Here is an 18,310-nt window from a genome sequence, read left to right as displayed (position 1 = left end):
TAAGGGAAATACTTGTGCTACTAGTCAGTATCTCATCAGACCACTGCTGTTATAGGAGCGTAAAAGAATGGGTTATTTAGAAAGGTGGACTTCAACATACGGGGGAAATTGATACACGCTAGGCATTTTTTAAACCTAAATGCACATGTCATTGTCATGAAATTAACTCTAGATGACATAAACAAAGTGTTGGACTTTAGATTCTTCAAGTTCAAACAATCTATCCAACATTTCCTGATTCAGTGTACTTCCTCTTTTAATAAGAATATTGCCATTGGGCAGAGAAACATCTCGTTTAATTTCAATTCCTGGTTTTAGATCGCTAAGACTTACACAACATTCCAGTGTTCTCGAATTATTCCTACGTTTGTCTTCCAACATATGAAAATAGGCCTTAAGAATGACAGGATCATAATGAATCTTTGATTTCTCTTTCATCACACTCTCAGCAACTGCTGGCAAACAAAGCTTTGTTCTATCACCATGATTCACTGTGAGATAATGATAATCCTTAACTACTCTTATGAGCCTTGCTAAAACAGGTATTTGCTCTCCTATTAATCCTTTGGCAAACCCTGAGCCATCAACATTTTCATCTTGATACTGTATACCTGAGAGAAGCGGCTCAAAGAAAGCATTAGAGGAAAACAGTTCCGCAGCTTTGGGGCCAAAACTACAAGGTCCGATATGATGTGCTTCGTATACCGGTGACGACTGCTGGTTCAATTGGCAAAACACCAATCCAATCGGGTGAAGTAAGGCCGCTCTATAGGCCTGATCACTAGAGACATCAGAAGATGACATGTAGCTGACCAACTCCTTGGCATGATTCGCTATGCGCAATAGATCTGGCTTTTGAAGATAGCCGCTATCTACAATAACGTTCACCAACAAGTTTAATGTGCTGTGCATTAACTCGTTATACTTATGGTTTACGCCTTTAGATTTCAGCTCTAGCCCATTAATATACTGACTCTTTTCCGCAAGTTGCCTTTTTAAACTCTCATTATCTTGCTGAAGCTTTGTATTAACGACTTCTTGATGCTTCACATACTTCTCAATCCCCCCCATCATCTCAAACTGGGACTTGAGTCGAGATAATGTCTTCTTTACCGCTTCGTTTTCCCAAGGTTTAGACAGTACATAACTGATACTTCCTTCGTTGATTAAAGCCATGAAATCATTATTAGCAACACGACTTGCCAAAGCGACTCGTACCGCACTAGGTTGAACGTGCTTAGCCTGAGAGAAGAATTTAGGTCCATTCATAGAAACCATATTCAAATCTGCAACAATGAGAGAAACTTCGTGATCATTAAGGTATGCAAGAGCATCGACTGGATTATTGAATGCCACAACACAGAAATCTTTTCTCAATAAACGTGAAAGCGCACGAGTTATCTGTACTTCGTCATCCACAATAACCAGTTTTACTAAACTCTCCTTATCCATACGGACTTCCCTTTCAATTGGTAGTTAGTTTGATATTGGCAAATGTACGGTGAACTTAGTCCCTTTACCGACTTTGCTCACAACATCAATTTTACCTCCATGGTTGTTCACGACACCATGACAAATAGATAACCCTAGCCCTGTATTGCTTGTCTCTGCTCGCGTACTAAAAAAAGGTTCAAATATCTGAGATATATTTTCTTCGGGAATACCAATACCACTGTCAACTATATGAATGATTAACTCTTTTTCTGAGTTACTTGTTATTACCTTAATTGCCCCCAGTTCATTGCCAATAGCCTGTAAAGAGTTCACAAGTAGATTCACGAAAAGCTGTTCAAGTTGATGAGAACTGCATGAAACCAGTGCATTTTCAGCGCCATAAGACTCAATAATCTGACAGTTAGACTCGATGCGTTCTGACAGGCTCTCAATCGCAGATGATAAAATGACATGAACATCTTTCAAATCAAACGGCTCATCACTGTAATCTGAAAACGTCTTGATATTGGAAAGGATACTATCAATTTTCAAAGCCCCTTCAGATGTCGCTTTAATCAGCTCATCACTATCTTCAAAGACAAAGTCCAGATCTTCCTCCGCACAAATTCGGTCTATCCGATTCAACACTTCCTTGGCGACTACAGGATGCGCAGATGCCGCAGCAGCAAACGTTTTGTATTCCGTCACTAAAGTTTTAAAAAAACGATTGTAATCTTTAAGCGTATTAATATTACTCAAGACATAACTGATAGGCCCATTGATTTCCCTCAAAAGTCCAGAGCTGACTTGACCTAAATTCGACAACTTTTCATCTCTCTCTAACCTCGCTTCCATCTCTTTAATACGCTGATTTGACTCAACAAGAGAATGGTGTTTTTTCGTCACTTTGACTAATGCATCTTCGAAGCGCGTTAACACTCGATTGTACTGGCGTGCAATCATTCCAACCTCTGACGTTGGGTCGTAGCTAATTCGTTGGGTAAAATCACCACTCGCTTCTTGATGCTGCATGACCGTCACTAAATCATAGAGCTCGCTACTGGCTTCGTGCGAAGAGATATTCAGCCCAACTACCTCTTCATCCTGCGGCACTCTCAAAGGAATCAACTTATTAATTAAGTAGAAAGCCAAATAACTGAGAGGAAAAACAAATGCACTGGTTACGCTAATGCCAAATATCTGAATCACGATTTGGCTGAGTCTGTCTTCAGCGACCAATAATCCTGAAAAAGCGTCTTGAGGAGCAAAAAAGGCGACAGCCAAAGTGCCCCAGATCCCATTCGCCAAATGAACCGGTATCGCACCTACTACATCATCGATCTTTTTGCGGATTAAAAAATGGTGGGCAAAGGTATAAATCACAGCCGCAATCATACCTATTGCCACCGCACTAGGGGCATTGACTAAATCACAGTTGGCAGTGATCGCCACTAAGCCCGACAAAATACCGTTGCAGAAATGGGGGACGTGTACTCGCTTAACCAAATACAATGAAACTAACGCTGATGTCAGCCCCCCCATCGCCCCGGCAAGAATAGTATTGAGGATGATATTAAAAGTATTGGCACTAAACGCGAGTGAGCTGCCAGCATTAAACCCTAACCACCCAATCCATAAGAACACGACCCCTGTGACGGTCTGTACTAAGCTACTGTGGTGGAAGGTTTTACCGTCCTTAAAACGATCTAATCTAGGGCCTATCACAATCACGGCAGCAAGTGCTGCCCAGCCACCCACTGCGTGAACAGCGGTTGAACCCGCGAAATCTACAAAACCGTATTGAGCTAACCATCCGTCGTCTGCCCAAATCCAGTGACCGACAGTCGGATAAATAAAAGTTGCAATTAAGACAGAAATCGCAATATAGCCCTTCAAGCTACCTCGCTCTGCAATCGCTCCAGAAATAATGGTGACTGATGTGGCACAAAAGACCATCTGATAGAAAAAAAATGCACCTTCATCGACAGTGTTAAATGCTGGGAGCATGAACTGACTGGTCCCAAGTAATCCTTGCCAAGAATCACCAAACATAATGCCGTAGCCAAGCAGCCAATACAGCCCCAAGACCACCGCTAGGTCGATTAAGTTTTTTGCAGCAACATTGACTGTATTTTTTCTGCGCACCGTTCCCGCTTCTAACAGCAAAAAGCCAACCTGCATCAATAAGACAAGTAACGTACACAAAAATACGAACAATGAATTCATAATACTTATATGTTTCCAGCTATTAAATTAGAAAGCTGAATCTACACCCATGTGATTGCATATAAATATTAATATAGTCGTAAATTCAACATATTGGCTCAGAATAGCGATTTAGAGTGGCTGGAGACAGAGAGAGATTAAGTCGTGGTATAAAAGCGTGTTATCTATATCAAATATCTTCTGAGCACATGGGAAGCTTGTGAGCGTTGGGCGAGTATGATTGCCCTGAAAGCAATCGTATCATTGCTCCTACCAAGGTGCTCGTAACAGAAATCAATAAGCTCATCCAGTAAGCGTTCAACCCAAACCATGTGGCTTTGAGTGTGAAATTCATATCCTCGGTGGTATCGATGATATAAGGCAGACTTCCGACTCACCTAACCATTTTCATAAGCGAAATAACTACTTGAAAGAACTTTTGTAGTAGGTATTTCAAACTCATTGGTGCCCCGAAATGAGCTAGAACTTATATGCTACAAATTCGGAGGCATTCGTTTACCCTACAAAAAGTACCAGATGGAATGCAAATCAAAACGTTTTTAACCTTCACTATGGTTATTTTTGCTGTCAAAGCAACCATTTGAGCAGTGAAATTATCACTGCTCATTACTGGTGATTATAAATCATTGAAAACATTGTTATAATCCTATTTATTTATCAGTCAAGCCAACTCCCATGAGATATGAATCCGCTCCTGTAGCGCCAGGAGTCAGACAAGAAACCACAAGAGAGCGTGCAGCACGTCAACATCTAGAACGTAAGGCTGAATTAACGTACTCAGAAAGTGATGAACAACGATGGGCAGAGAACCGAAAAAGAGTCATTTCTGAACGTGAAAAAGCAGCACAAGTCTTTGAACTTGGTTGGATGCAATCGCCTGTAACACAATCCCAAGAGGCGTTGTGGGCGAGCCTATTTACGGCAGAAACCAAAGAAGAACAAAAGCTGTATATCAAGCAGTGCAATACTCATTTGAATGAGCCAGTGCGTCAGGGGGAGATTGTTTTATTACCCACGGGAGAGCCAAAAACTTCTGATGATCAAAGCTTATTTGATGAATGGCTGGAACAAGCGAAAACTGCCAGTACTGAGCTAACCAAGCTAGCGGATGAAGAAGTCGCCACGCTCAATCGTCACTTTGATTTATTTTCTCATCAGTTGGATGAACGGATCCGTAATGATGGGTTGCCTACAGATTACTATGCACAAGTGGCAACAGGGGTGGGAGCCACATCAGCGTTGGTCGAGCAGAATCTGAAGAATATTCAGAATGTGCTGTTAGAAATTAATGAGCTGCATGTGAAGCATCTCGAAACCAAACGTAAAGAAGGCTATGTCAACAATAATCGATTTTTTGAACAGCGTGCCGCCTTGTTTAAAAAGCTGGATGGCTCCTTTGTGAGGTTGTCTAAACGAAGTGTTCAGCTTCCTATTCACACGCAAGTGAAGCGCAATCTCAATCTCTCCTCTAGGTCAATGATCCATAATGCCGATGAAATTCTCAAGACAGGGTTTGTCAAAGATTTAGGGAAACGGATCGGCAATATTGCACTTGGGATTTCAGCGTCGAGAGGCTTAGGTTACATCGGTCTCACTGTTGGAGCGGTAAGCGGAGTCGATAACATCTATAAAGCCTGTAAGGTGGATGGCTCAGGGAATTGTGGTAAAACCGCAACTCGTGAGATAGGCGGATTTATCGGTGGTGTGTACGGTGGAATTCAAGGTGGCAGTGTTGGCACTGGACTAGCCGTATCAGCCGTGTCAGGTATCGCTTTAGTAATTGGTGTGACTGTATCAGCTCCTGTCCTCGCGATTGCTGCAATTGGCGGAGCGGTTGCCGGTGGTGTAGTCGGTGGTGTTGCTGGTTCTACGGCTAGTAAATGGTTTGTGGATGAAATGTATGCGTGGGGCTCCGAATAGTGATTAAGGATATTGCATTTGTTTTTTTTTACTATGCAGTAGTGTGGTCTGTACCTGCTGTGGTAATGAATGCGGTTGTGTCTTTAGGTAGCTTTAGACATATTATTTTCATGGATAAGCAGCTTGCGAAAGATCTAAGCAAATATTATGACGAAAAAGGCTATATGCGCCCTAAATATCAACTATCTTGGGAGATAGGACGTCGGTGCTTTGATTACTGGGTTAAATATCCATTTATTCGTCATCGAGCGACAACCAAATCTACAAAGTTCAAATTGTTTATGTGGGTTAACGCATTAGGTATGTGGAGCTACATTTTCTCTTTTGGGTTGATGATCATTGGGAAGTATTTTATTTAACTATCCCCATCGCTTCTTTGCAATCATCGGTGGTGGGTATGCAGGTGTTTATCTATTCGAACTTGCTGTTGGTGGTGCGGCTGGCTCAACCACTGGTAAGTGGAGTGCAGACTTTGCGTATGAGTGGGCTACTGAATGATAGAGTTTATTGAAGCAATATTGTTTTTTTCTCGAAAGATTATAGCTATTTATGCCATAGTTTGGTGCTTTCCATCAGTGTTTGTATTGCCTGTGATCTCGTTAGGTAGTTTTAAACACATTATTTTCATAGATAAGCAATTAGCTAAAGATTTAAATAAGTATTACGACGATAAAGGTTATATGCGACCAAAGTATCAAGCATCTTGGGATGTCGGAAGTCGGTTTATTAATTATTGCATTGCTTATCCTTTTATTCGGCATCGTGAAACAACGGATTCTAAAAAGTTTAAGGCTTTTATGTGGTGGAATGCTTTGGGATTTTGGAGTTGGATAATGGTTTTCTTTCTGGCTTTCCTCGAGAAAGGTCTAGGTATTGGGCTCTGACTGAACATAACTACATTATCCGCACCCCAACCAAGCCTGTTCGATAGTGCGATTTAATTCGTCGCACTAACTCGTCACAACTAGCTTTGCCATACCAATAGTGATTAGTTTTTGTAATTTACTGAAGGGGGCTGGCGCGTTTTTGTCCAAAAACCTATCACAAGCTGTGGTCAAGAAAATCATAAATACCTTGCGAGTAGTGAGCTTTACGAGCATCAGGAGTGGCTTTATGGTTTTATCATCATTTCCTTTTAACTGGATGGTAGTTTAACGCAGTAAGTCCATCGTCTTGCTAAGCCTTAGGGATCAAAAAAACGTACACACCATGATACCTAGTATGTACGTTTTGAAGAGCCACAATAAGCATTGTGAGTAAAGGCTATCAATCACACGCGAATGATATATTCTTTATTCCCAATGGATAGACTTTTAGATAGTTACTTGTCTTGATCTTGTGCATTTTCAGGGCTAAAGCTAGCCACAATATCGACTTCATCAAAGTTGCGGTAACCACGAATCATAATGTTGAACTCACCAGCTGGTTTGTTAAACACACACTGTTCGTTGCTGCCATTCTGGAACGGACGACAGTCATATTCTGTTTTCGAAACAGGACCTTCATAGGTCACGTATAGATCCGCATCGCCACTGCGTGGGCCTGTAATGGAAATCGTTACTTCGCCCGGCTCTGTAGTGCGGAAAACAAAGAACTGTTCATCGAAATAACCGGATGTTAAGTTCTCCACTGGTGTACCGTTTTCCAGCTCCTTCACTGGCGACTCTACGTCATCCAAACTGGTTTCCACCAAGTACGCAATAGCTAACTTAGCAAACTTAGTCGCATGGCTTGCGGTTGGATCGGAGTTCTCCAGCGTGTCGTGCTCAGTGTGAATATGCGGGTTGTAATCATTGAACATGGTTTCAAACGGCATCGCTGACGGGTAACCCGCGTTATGCCAAGAAGCGTGATCCGAACAAGCGTAACCACAGCGGTCAAAATCATAAGTAATTTCACTCGCATAGGTATCAATCAACTCGCTGAGAAATTCGGTTAAATTCGCATCTGTGTAATCGCTGATGAAAGTAATATCATGAGCCGAACCGTTATAGTTGGTCATATCCAGTTGCAAGGCAGAGACCACATCCGCCTGCTCGCCTTTCAGCGTTTGAGCGATGTCCTGAGAACCTCGCAAGCCCACTTCTTCTGCAGCATAGCCGTAAAACTTGATGGTGCGATCTGGCTGGATACCACTAGCAATCATAAGACGCAACGCTTCTGTCACGGTTGCAATACCCGAAGCGTCATCATCGGCTCCCGGTGATATTGTACCTTCGGTTGTCCATGACCCAACTGTTGAATCTAGGTGACCACCCACCACAACAATCTCGTCTGGATGCTTGGCACCGACTAAAGTTACTTCAACCGATTTCTGTGGGTAATCACTGTGTGAGATTTGCTGAGCTGAAGCATAAGGTACATCCTTAATCTCTTCTTGCCAGCGCTCTAGCAACCAGTCCGATGCAGCGATACCCGTAGAAGTGGTATAAAAACGGTTAGTAAAGCTGGTTAGGTTTTCAATGGTAGTCACCATGTTGTTTGGCTCGACCTGTGCAATCAACGACTCGACCGTGTCGTGGTGGCTGATCACCGGCTTCTCAAACGTACTCATCGACAGTGGCATACCCGCCGCTTTCATTGCGCTTGCCTTGTCTGCATGCACCATATAACCACCACAACGGTGCTTTGCTTCATGCATATGGCTGGAGAGTGCCGCTAACTGTTTTTGATCAATTTGAGCGACTACGGCATTTGAATTAGCAGCAAATCCGCTGTACACGGCTGCACCATGCTGCGTGATCAAATGCTGAGCATCTGCATCCGTGGTAATCCATACTTCACCATCTTTAAGTACGTTAGCATCTGATGCTGCAAAGGCTGAAGCGCTCCCAAATAGAGCTAAAGCTAATAATGTCTTTTTCATAGCAGAACTGAGTTCCTTGTAAATTCTGTAGACGTGATACAAAGCAGGGCTCCATTCGGAGCCCTGTCGTTTTTAGAATGGATTAGTTGGCTTTGATGAAGCGGTAGCGCTTCGTCTCAGAACAAACGTCACCTGAGGTACATACTTGGTACTCAACATCAATCGTGCCGTTGTGACGGAACTTATCGACGTAAGAAGTAAATTCAGTTGCACCCACCACTTTGCCGTTACGCTTCACAACAAAGTAGTCGTCTGTTAGGTATTCCCAAGCCAGCTTAACGCGTGCCTTGCCATTAGGCTGCTTGTTACCAAATTGCAGTTTGAGTGGGAACGCGTCTGTTGCCGTATCTTCAATTGTGATGGTCTTGTTGGCCGTCGTTGCAGCACCTGCATTATCCGTTACCGTCAGAGTCACAACGTAATCACCAGCTGCCGCGTAAGTGTGGCTAACCACTGCACCTGACTGAGAGTTACCATCACCAAGGTTCCACTGGTAAGAAACAATGTCACCATCGCTATCACTACTTGTGCTGGTTAGGTCAACTTTCTTGCCTGTGACAACATGGTCGAATGAAGCGACTGGTGGAACGTTAGTGCTACCAGAGTCAAACGATGCTTTCAGGTTTGCATCGGCATATTCTGAGTAACCGAACACGTTGACGGTATAGCGTCCTGCCACTGGATTTTCAATGACACAGATTTCATCAGTTACCGACTCACTCTTACAGATGTTTTCCTGCGAGTTTGGCGCATAATCAAGGCCAACATAGATGTCTGGATCACCCGTTGAAACACCAAGTTCTACCGTTAGCTTATCTTTACCTTCAGGCACTTCGATGTCGAAGTAGGTCTTCGAACCTGTACCACCAGCAACAGTCACGGCTTGGCCATTTTCTAGACGTTGGTACTCTGGCTCTGGCGGAAGCGGTGGCTCTGCACATGGTTCTACGCCTACAATATCAAATGCTGCGACAACATCGTCAGAGTTGTAGCCTAGGTCATTTGCGGCATTTTTCACGCCACATGCACCTTGCCAGAAGTCGCTGTCTTCTGCCCAGTAGATCTGGTTCGCCAGAACAAACAGTTCGAACGCTTTTTTCGTATCCCAGCCTTGAGTAGTAGCGATGTGATAGAAAGCTTTATTGAATACACCAGAACTGTAGTGAACGTTCAGTCCGTCGTAGTAATCAGAAGCGTGGTTGATAGAAGATCCATCACGTGAAGGATCGTCCATATAACGCAGTGCACCGTCTGCTTTGAAGATGTCACGACCGACCATCCAGTCGTTCGTCCCTTTCATGTAGTATTCAGCAGCTTCACCAGCGATATCAGAGAAGGCTTCATTCATACCACCAGACTGATTCGCGTAGATAAGACCTGAGTTTTGCTCAGTGAAACCATGGCTGACTTCGTGCGCAGATACATCCAGGCTCACCAATGGATAGAAGTAACTTTCACCGTCACCGAAGGTCATCGCCTGACCATCCCAGAAGGCGTTTTCGTAGCCGTTTCCGTAGTGAACACGCATCATCAGTTTGAATGTCAGCGGCGCTGTATCAAACCAATCTTTGTACATGTCGAATACAACGTTACCGAAGTAATGTGCATCGTTCAGTGGTGAAAAAGCACCGTTGATTTCTTTGTGCTCGTTGCGCGGACATTCGTAGGAATAAGGCGTTGTACCTGATGTCGCACCGTTTAGATCCACAGTGACAACGTTATCGGACTCCATCACACACTCGGTGCCGTTTTCCGTCACATCAAGATAGTGGTAATCGGTACCGTATTCGTACTGACCTGTTTTCTCGTTACCACCAGGGCCGGTACCGATTTGGGCATGGGCAATACCTTCCCAACGGTCGATGATTTCACCGCTGTGCGCATCCAACATAGTAAACGGACGCGATGGGTGTGCTTGACCTTCAATCAGGTAAGAGATTACGTAAATCAGACGAGTTTTATCACCGTCTTGATACACGTAAAGATCGTCTTTGGCGTTCGCTAAAGATGGGCTCGCAGCGACACCTGCTTTAAGATCTTTGCTTGCCAACTCAAGTGCTTGTGCGCGATTTAAAGAAGGCTTTACGAACTTGCGATCAACGCCTGCCATCTTCACGTATTTGCCCTGAACGGCTTTTAGGGCACCACCTTGGGCACTTTGCGTTGCGTTTAGGTAGTGGCCCCAAACAGGCACTCCCCAGATGTTTTGCTGGACTTTAACTTTGTAGATGCCACGCTTCTTCAGATTCACTTCTTTTACCATTTTGAAGCTGGAAGCATTGTCGACACCAAGCTGAGAATTCAGCCCAGAAAATGATGTAAAGTTGATTGGTTTGCTTAAATAAACTGACTCACCGGCATGTGCAGATAGTGACATCGCACTGGCTACGGCTACTGCCAAAAAATGCTTGGCTATTTTCATTATGATTCTCCTTATCGTGGCATTTTATAAATGCCGAGGAGAAACATATCATTAACAATTAAAATTAATACTCACCATTCTTAATAATTATTTAATAAACCAAACAAGCGCACAATATAATTAGCATTTATTTTATAAATCATAAAATAAATCAATTAAATTCAACCTAAAATCAAATATTGTTAAATATGTAAATTAAAACCTCACAGTAAAAATAACGGTTATTTGTATAATACAAATAACCGTTATTGACTTAATTATTTAATTCCAATTTAATCAATTAAATTAGCAAATTATTGAATGCATCAAGAAATTAAAATGACAAACAGACATTTATTTAAATAGCAAACTTATTAAAAATAAGTGAGTAAAATAATATTTATAAGCACGTAATTAGAAGACTGCATTCAAAATATAAAAATCAAAAATATTGATGTTCACCTAATAAATCGAACTCGGCTGAATAATAATATTAGCGCGACCAAAAGCTGAAGTGTAAAGCATGAAACGAACACCGCTTGCTCACCAAAACTAGCAACCATATACCCTGACGCTGCTAAACCAAACGGCATGAGCAACTTAAACAACGAACCCGTAATTCCCGTCAGCCTGCCGAGGCATTGCTCATCGAACGCTTCCTGGCGGTAACTCCAGATGCAGATCGAGCTGTATAAGCCAATGGCAGAGATCCACAAGAAGGCAAAGACCAGACTCCACACTCCGGGAAGCACCAGAGGAATGAGGAAACCAAACGCCTCCAACGCAATTGAGGCAATCAATAACTGGCCTAAACCAAACTTGGTACGTATTTTATCTGCGGTAAATGAACCCAATAAGCCACCCACACCCGAAGCGGCAATCAAGTAGCTCACTTCAACAGAATTCAGACTGAGAGTGGATTTCGCATAGAAGATCGACTGAATCCAGAATATTGCACCTGTAGTGTTAATCACCATCACGGCCAAGGTGATGTACCACATATTGGTTTCAGCACGCAGTATCGCCCACCCTTCCGCCAATGCTTTTAGCACGGGTGGGTGCGGTTTCGGCTCTGGCTTCACTACAGCTAACTTTTCCAGTTGCCAATAAGCCAGCACCAACATTGCCGCGACACCAAGAAAGACATGATGAATAGCCGACAATAGCATCAGCGCACCAGAAAGTACCGGTCCGACCGTTTCCATAAAACTGCTCAACGAACTCATGCGTGCAATAGCGGTATTTTGCAGTTCATGAGGAATACCGTTTTTCATCATCGCTATACGTGCATTGTGATAGCCGTAATTACACGCCATCATGAAAAACGCCGATGGGAAAAGAACCCAAAACGGATTATCCAACCATTCCACCGCAAAATAACAACTCAATACCATCAGCAACTGGCCTAACAACATCACTTGAGACCAGCGCTTTTTGTCGACTCTATCGACCCACACACCAATAAACAGCGCCAGCAATAAGTTAGGTAGGAATTCAACTGCTCGCATCAAGCCCATCATCTGAGATGACTGAGTCAATTCATACACTAACAAAGGCAATGCCAAATTATAAATCTGGGCACTAAACGCCACGAACAATGCACTGGAAAAGAGCACCACAAACGATCTATTTTTCCACACTGAATTTTGAGGGTGAGATAACGTCTCCATCGAATAATCCTTTCTTCCTGATAAGAATCCACTATTATCCGAATAAAAAGATGAAGAAAAATAGAAATAGAAAAAAGGAATTTCACCTTTATGCGTTACTGGAAATCCCTCGCGTTCTGCCGTGATAATCTGCAGCTTGAGCAGTGGCGGCCAATGTCCTTGGATAATTTCAGCCAATCACTGGACTGCACAAGACGCAATGCCCAATTGCTCATTAAGCGATTGATTAAAGAACGCTTCCTGGAGTGGCAGCCGGGGGTAGGCCGAGGTAATTTACCCAATGCAAAGCTATTGAAGTGCCCAAACGAACGATTGGAGCAACAAGCTTTTCGTCTATTAGAAGAAGGAAAAGTCGCGCAGGCTCTATTGCTGGTCAAGGATTCACATCGTGATAATTTTTTGGAAAACTATCTCGCTCAGTTTCAGCCGAAAGATGCGTCAAAACATATACTAAAGATCCCTTTCTACCGCGGCACCCATTGCCTAGATCCCGTCTTTATCACGCGGCGAACAGAAATCCACCTTGCACGCTATCTTTATGCCAATCTGCTTATCATCAATACCGATAATCTCGGCGTACAAGCAGATCTGGCACACTCATGGAAACTGAGCGGCCACACACTTGAAATAACCTTACGCAAAGGGCTTAAATTTCAAGACGGCAGTCCTTTGCTGGCTCAGAATATCAAAGCTCACTTTGAGCGCTTGATGAGCTCAGACGCTGGCTGCAAAGTTCTGTTCGAATTTATTGATGACATCGTCGTAATCGATGACCTATCTATTCACTTTGTCAGCCATTCAATGCCGAACCTACTGCCTAAACTGCTAGCACACTCTGCTATGGGCATCACCAAAACAACCAAAGATGCAATAGTTGGTACTGGCCCATTCTGCTTAGAAGAGCAATCTGAGTGGCGAACACTGATGACCGTTAACCCGCACTATCACGGATTCAGACCTTGGATAGACGGTATCGAGATCTGGAACATGGGCGATAAAGCTAAGAACTTTGACCTTAACAGTCATGTCGTACACGGCAGCCATATACGTGAAGAACACGCATCTGGCTTCCGTGCACAAAATCAATGGGAGGAAGGTTGTGTCTACGCAACATTCAACGTGAATCGTAATGGATGGATGGCCAAACGAGCTCATCGGGCTGCGCTGCAAGAGGTTTTATCTCATATGGGCGCACCGCATTCACAACAGTGTGAAGCGCTCGCTGGAGCGAGCGGTATGATGTCTTATCCCGAGTCACTCAGACCATTAGCGTTAGATTTAATTGCAGAACATATTCGTTCGCTCCCTAAGCCGGAAGCGCCTCTCTCTGTCGTCACCTACCAACTTGCAACCCATATAGAAACCGCTCAGCTAGTTGTCGAATCGCTAGAAAAGTTAGGCATAAATGCCAAACTGATCGTTCATGAATACCCCGTGTTTGACCAACTCAGCACCTTATCTCAAGCGGATGTCATCATTTGTGGCGAAGTGTTCGGTGAAGATACTGAAATGTCTTGGTTAGGATGGCTATGTAACACCAGTGCCCTTACCGCCTGCCTGACCGATAAAGAACAACATTGGATCAAGCAGAAATGTACTCAAGCAATGGCACAACCCAAGCTAGCTACGAGACTCAAACAGTTTGAAAAGATTGAGAAAAGCTTAATCAGTAAAGGAATTTATCAACCACTCTTTCATGTAGAACAGGACCTCAATATCTCAGACACAGTGACAGCGCCCGCGCTGCTCGCTAACGGCTGGATAGACTTCAATCAGGTAGTGATGAAATAGGTGACTCGCTGAAGGTTATGAATCATTTGATAGCGATACAAAACATTAGAAAGTTTAGTTGTGCGCCAACCAGTCAGATAACGCTTTGACCGAGTCATTCGGCTCTTGATTTGCCGAAAGCAAAAAGTAACTATTGCCAGAGCGGATACGTTTATCAAATGGGCAGAGCAAGCGGTTTGACTTAATATCCTGATCCGCCAAGGTCACATCCCCCACGGTCATCCCAAACCCCTGCTGTGCCGCATTCATTGCTTGATCTAAAGTTGCAAATGTCTGATTGCCCGTTCCTTTCAATGCCGATTCATTGCTGCTGTCGCACCACAAAGCCCAGTCTGATTGCTCTTGATTTGCATGTAACCACATAAAACGATTAACCAAGGTATCTTGTACTGGTTCATCCTCCTCAACACACTGCGACCACAATTGAGGCGAGCAAACGGGCGCTAAAATTTCATCAAACAACAAGGTTTGCGAAACCTGCTTGCTTCGAGCTGGTTTACCATAAACGATCACCATATCGAAGCTATCAAAATCAGGGTGCAATTGATGTTTAGTAGTTGAAGTCAACTCGACATTCACATCTAGGTTAGCTTGCTGAAAGTTTGCCAAGCGAGCCAGTAACCAGGTGGTAATACAACTCGGGGCAAGTAATTTGACCCGGTTGGCACTTTCGGACACTTCCCTAACTGAGCGTTGTAAGCGCTTAATGATGTCTTGCGCCAGCGGAAGGAATAGACTCCCTTCAGGCGTCAAAGCAAGTCCCCTAGAGCGTCGATAAAACAGGCTAACTCCCATAAGAGATTCCAGTGATTGGATCTGTCGGCTGACCGCACCCTGTGTCATGTTGAGCGACTCGGCGGCATGGGTGAGATTGAGGTACTCAGCGGTAGCCAAAAATGCCTGCAAATTTTTCGTCGAAGGTAATCTCATTTTTCACCACCCCATAAGCCATGCATTTATTGCATAGCAAGTATGCCTTTATTTCGATTCTCCTCAAACAAAACTTTGACTACCTTTTTATAAAATAAGAAATTCTAGTTATAGATCTAACTTTAACTAGATTAGTTATGCAGTAAAGGAATAGAAACATGATGTCGCTGGCAGATAAAATTGCACCCGATAATATAAAAAAATTAATACCTTATCAGTCAGCAAGACGAATTGGTGGTTCTGGTCGACTGTGGCTCAACGCCAATGAGTTAGAACAACCACTTCATTTTAACGAACAGCAAAATGCGTATCACCGCTACCCTGATTTTCTACCTCATGATATCGCCTCCGCCTATCAGGATTACTGCCAAACCCGAAACCCTGCTCTTGCTGTCAGAGGCGCTGATGAAGCCATCGATCTACTTGTGCGTACGTTCTGCCAACCGGGTAAAAGCCGTATTGCTATCTGTAGTCCGACTTATGCAATGTATGAGTTTTGTGCAGATTCACTGGCCGTTGAAACGATCGACATCCCTTTGCTTGCACCAGACTTTGCTCTGGATGTTGAGGGGGTAGTTAAGGCTGCCGAGTCAGCGAGTTTAATTTTTCTCTGTTCACCAAATAATCCAACCGGACAATTACTGAAACGACACGATATTTTATCCATTCTTGAGCAGACACAAGAACACGCTCTGATCGTCGTTGACGAAGCATATATTGAGTTTGAGCTTGAAGAAAGCGTTGTCAGCTTAATCGAGCAATACCCTAATCTGGTTGTTATTCGTACTCTCTCTAAAGCCTTTGGCCTTGCAGCCGTGCGCTGTGGTTTCATCATCGCTGATACATCCGTGATGAACTACCTCAATAAAATGCTACCACCTTACCCAATGCCGGATAGCTCAGCAGAAATCGTATTAAACGCACTAAGCTCAGAGGGTTTGGCCCAAGTCAGGGCGAATACCAAGAAGCTAATCGCTACCAAAGAGTGGTTTGTAGAACAGATTCAGTCATTTGAATGGATTGAGAAAGTGTACCCTTCTGCTACCAACTTTATTTTAATCCGTACGCGACCTGATGTTGACCTTTTCAACTATTTGCTTAATGCCGGAGTTGTGACCCGTAATCAAGCCCATGAACCGAGCTTGAAACACTGTGTACGGATCACGATTGGTTCACAAGAATCTATGCAAGAAGTCGCTACCATCATTAGCCACTTATCAAACCCAGTATCAACGAAAAACAAAGACAAGGATTTCAACCATGAACAAAGTGCTTAGTGTGATTGCCTGTGCAGCCACTCTTCTGTCTACACCCTCTTTTGCAAAACAAGTGCGCTTGGCCTCTGATTTCACTTACCCACCGTTTAACTACAAAGATCCAAACGGTAATCCAGCAGGGTTCGATATCGAAATTGCCGATGCATTGTGTGCTGAAGCAAAATTAGACTGTACTTGGGTTGCTCAAAGCTGGGACTCGCTCATCCCGAGTCTGCTGGCGAGAAAGTCGGATGTGATCATGGCTTCGATGCGCATCACAGAAGAACGTAAAAAGCGGGTGCTATTTACCAACAAGTACTACCAAACACCAGCTCGGTTTGTCACTGCTACGGGCACTAAGATTGATATTTCGGAGAAAGGATTAAAAGACAGAGTTATAGGCGTTCAAGGTGGCACGATTCATGACCGCTATGTGACCGATAAATTCGGCGATGTCGCCGAGATCAAACGCTATACAGGTCAAGATGAAGTCTATATTGATATGGCCACCGGCCGACTTGATCTGACTTTTGGTAACTCTGATCAACTTGCCTTGGCATTTTTGGATAAAGACATTGGGCAGGGGTTTGAATTTGTCGGCAAGCCCGTGACCGACAAAGCTTACATCGGTGAAGGGACTGCTCTGGCACTGCGTCAGAAAGACAAACTGTTAGCCGATAAATTCAATAAAGCGATAGCCGCTATCCGCGCCAACGGTACTTACGACAAGATTGCGCAAAAGTACTTCTCTTTTGACATCTACGGCGAAGAGCTGTAAATCCATTTGGGCCTGTTATCAGGCCCCTTTTTATCACTTTGATGCCAGCTCCTGATAGCGGAGCATAATCGGGTTCTCAGGCTGGTAGGCCTCAATCAATGAAGACAGCTCTCCCTCAGCCTTCAACTTTTCAAAGCTTTGCCTCAGCGCTTCCACTACTTCAGGTGACGTTTGCTTACCTGTGACCAACCACAACGCTTTACACAATGGTTTTACTTTCATCACTTCAACAAAGTTACTCGGATCGAAGCCGTATTGCGCCATTCGGTAAGGATAGCTGACCGTCACTAAAGGGGCGTAGTCAACCCGATTAGCTCGCAACAAACGAATCGCGTCCTTACCGTAGTTCACTGGAATGATCTGCTTAAAGCCCAAAGACCGGATCAACTCTTCAAAAGACCCTTCTGTTTGAGCACCAAAGCGATAATCCTTGAGTGCTTGTAGTTGATCTGTTTTGAGGCTTGGACCATTAATGTGGCGAAAGATACTGACTTCATATGGCGAAACTTCACCAATCCAGTGAAATTTATCTTCTCGTATTGGTGTGCGTGACACAGATACAAGCAAAGCATTCTTACGAGTTTGCGTAATTCGCATTGCCCTTTTCCACGGCGTAAAATGGACCTGATGCAGTGTCATTGGGAGGGTTCGAGCAGCATCTTGTACCACAGCTTCGACAAATTTGATCACGTATCCTTCTGCCACACCATCGACTTCCACTTGTAACGGTGGAAAATCCTGAGTGTAGAGAGCCAACTCCACGGGATGGGGAGCAGCATAACTGGCAGTGGAGACGATCAAGCTTGACGCACTGAGGATAGTTTTCATCTTTGTTATCCAGCGCAGCATTGAGTGTTTATTCTATTATTCAGCAGCAAATCTAGCGCACTACTATAAATGACATTTATATCGGGTCAATGTCATACCAGTGCAATATGTCTGATTAGATTGTCTCTTTTATGGGAGAAGTGAAAGAGTTTCTTACTCGCCATCCAATATTGGGATCAAGAAAGCAGAAAGCCCCATTCGGGGCTTTCT

At 43.8% G+C, this 18,310-nt stretch carries 14 protein-coding genes; 7 read left to right on the top strand and 7 right to left on the bottom strand.

Annotated elements, in window-relative coordinates:
* Positions 1–168: 168 nt before the first annotated feature.
* Positions 169–1,452, bottom strand: coding sequence for an HD domain-containing phosphohydrolase (locus CTT30_RS16910; protein ID WP_252037213.1), 1,284 nt, complete (start codon positions 1,450–1,452; stop codon positions 169–171).
* A gap of 24 nt (positions 1,453–1,476) precedes the next feature.
* Positions 1,477–3,660, bottom strand: a complete 2,184-nt coding sequence (amt, locus tag CTT30_RS16905; RefSeq protein WP_252037212.1) for an ammonium transporter — start codon at positions 3,658–3,660, stop codon at positions 1,477–1,479.
* 675 nt (positions 3,661–4,335) lie between these two features.
* On the opposite strand from amt, the gene CTT30_RS16900 reads away from it, so the two are divergent.
* From CTT30_RS16900 to CTT30_RS16885, 4 genes are read left to right on the top strand one after another with little or no spacing between them, the layout of a single operon-like run.
* Positions 4,336–5,580 carry a hypothetical protein gene (locus CTT30_RS16900; RefSeq protein WP_252037211.1) on the top strand — a complete coding sequence of 415 codons (1,245 nt, stop codon included), beginning with the start codon at positions 4,336–4,338 and terminating at the stop codon, positions 5,578–5,580.
* Positions 5,580–5,939: a hypothetical protein gene (locus CTT30_RS16895; protein WP_370689724.1), complete on the top strand. Its 360-nt coding sequence runs from the start codon at positions 5,580–5,582 to the stop codon at positions 5,937–5,939. The genes CTT30_RS16900 and CTT30_RS16895 overlap by 1 nt, the downstream gene beginning before the upstream one ends.
* On the top strand, positions 5,920–6,078 hold the full coding sequence (locus CTT30_RS16890; RefSeq protein WP_252037210.1) for a hypothetical protein: 159 nt from the start codon (positions 5,920–5,922) through the stop codon (positions 6,076–6,078). The genes CTT30_RS16895 and CTT30_RS16890 overlap by 20 nt, the downstream gene beginning before the upstream one ends.
* Entirely contained in the window at positions 6,075–6,464 is a 390-nt protein-coding gene (locus CTT30_RS16885; RefSeq protein ID WP_252037209.1) for a hypothetical protein, read from the top strand. The genes CTT30_RS16890 and CTT30_RS16885 overlap by 4 nt, the downstream gene beginning before the upstream one ends.
* 437 nt (positions 6,465–6,901) lie before the next feature.
* Here the strand turns inward: CTT30_RS16885 and CTT30_RS16880 are convergent, their stop codons facing one another.
* From CTT30_RS16880 to CTT30_RS16870, 3 genes are all read right to left on the bottom strand, one after another.
* Positions 6,902–8,446, bottom strand: coding sequence for a M28 family metallopeptidase (locus tag CTT30_RS16880; protein WP_252037208.1), 1,545 nt, complete (start codon positions 8,444–8,446; stop codon positions 6,902–6,904).
* 82 nt (positions 8,447–8,528) lie between these two features.
* Complete coding sequence (locus CTT30_RS16875; protein ID WP_252037207.1) at positions 8,529–10,868, bottom strand: M4 family metallopeptidase; 2,340 nt, start codon at positions 10,866–10,868, stop codon at positions 8,529–8,531.
* A gap of 437 nt (positions 10,869–11,305) precedes the next feature.
* Positions 11,306–12,517, bottom strand: a complete 1,212-nt coding sequence (locus tag CTT30_RS16870; RefSeq protein WP_252037206.1) for an MFS transporter — start codon at positions 12,515–12,517, stop codon at positions 11,306–11,308.
* A gap of 90 nt (positions 12,518–12,607) precedes the next feature.
* Here CTT30_RS16870 and CTT30_RS16865 point away from each other — a divergent pair, with 90 nt between their 5' ends.
* Positions 12,608–14,308 carry an ABC transporter substrate-binding protein gene (locus CTT30_RS16865; RefSeq protein WP_252037205.1) on the top strand — a complete coding sequence of 567 codons (1,701 nt, stop codon included), beginning with the start codon at positions 12,608–12,610 and terminating at the stop codon, positions 14,306–14,308.
* A gap of 54 nt (positions 14,309–14,362) precedes the next feature.
* Here the strand turns inward: CTT30_RS16865 and CTT30_RS16860 are convergent, their stop codons facing one another.
* The gene (locus CTT30_RS16860) at positions 14,363–15,238 is read right to left on the bottom strand and encodes a LysR family transcriptional regulator (protein WP_252037204.1); all 876 of its coding nucleotides are present in this window, start codon (positions 15,236–15,238) and stop codon (positions 14,363–14,365) included.
* A 158-nt stretch (positions 15,239–15,396) separates the two neighbouring features.
* Between CTT30_RS16860 and hisC the strand changes: the two genes are divergently transcribed.
* Both hisC and CTT30_RS16850 read left to right on the top strand, forming a co-directional pair.
* Complete coding sequence (hisC, locus tag CTT30_RS16855) at positions 15,397–16,515, top strand: histidinol-phosphate transaminase (protein ID WP_252037203.1); 1,119 nt, start codon at positions 15,397–15,399, stop codon at positions 16,513–16,515.
* A complete protein-coding gene (locus CTT30_RS16850) occupies positions 16,499–17,272 on the top strand; it encodes an ABC transporter substrate-binding protein (RefSeq protein WP_252037202.1) in 774 nt (257 codons plus the stop codon). The genes hisC and CTT30_RS16850 overlap by 17 nt, the downstream gene beginning before the upstream one ends.
* Positions 17,273–17,305: 33 nt before the next feature.
* Here CTT30_RS16850 and CTT30_RS16845 read toward each other — a convergent pair whose 3' ends face one another.
* Positions 17,306–18,100, bottom strand: a complete 795-nt coding sequence (locus tag CTT30_RS16845; protein WP_239863664.1) for a substrate-binding periplasmic protein — start codon at positions 18,098–18,100, stop codon at positions 17,306–17,308.
* Positions 18,101–18,310 lie beyond the last annotated feature (210 nt).

The organism is Vibrio coralliilyticus (genome assembly GCF_024449095.1).
GTDB lineage: Bacteria > Pseudomonadota > Gammaproteobacteria > Enterobacterales > Vibrionaceae > Vibrio > Vibrio coralliilyticus_A.
This window is presented reverse-complemented; position numbering and strand designations above follow the sequence as displayed.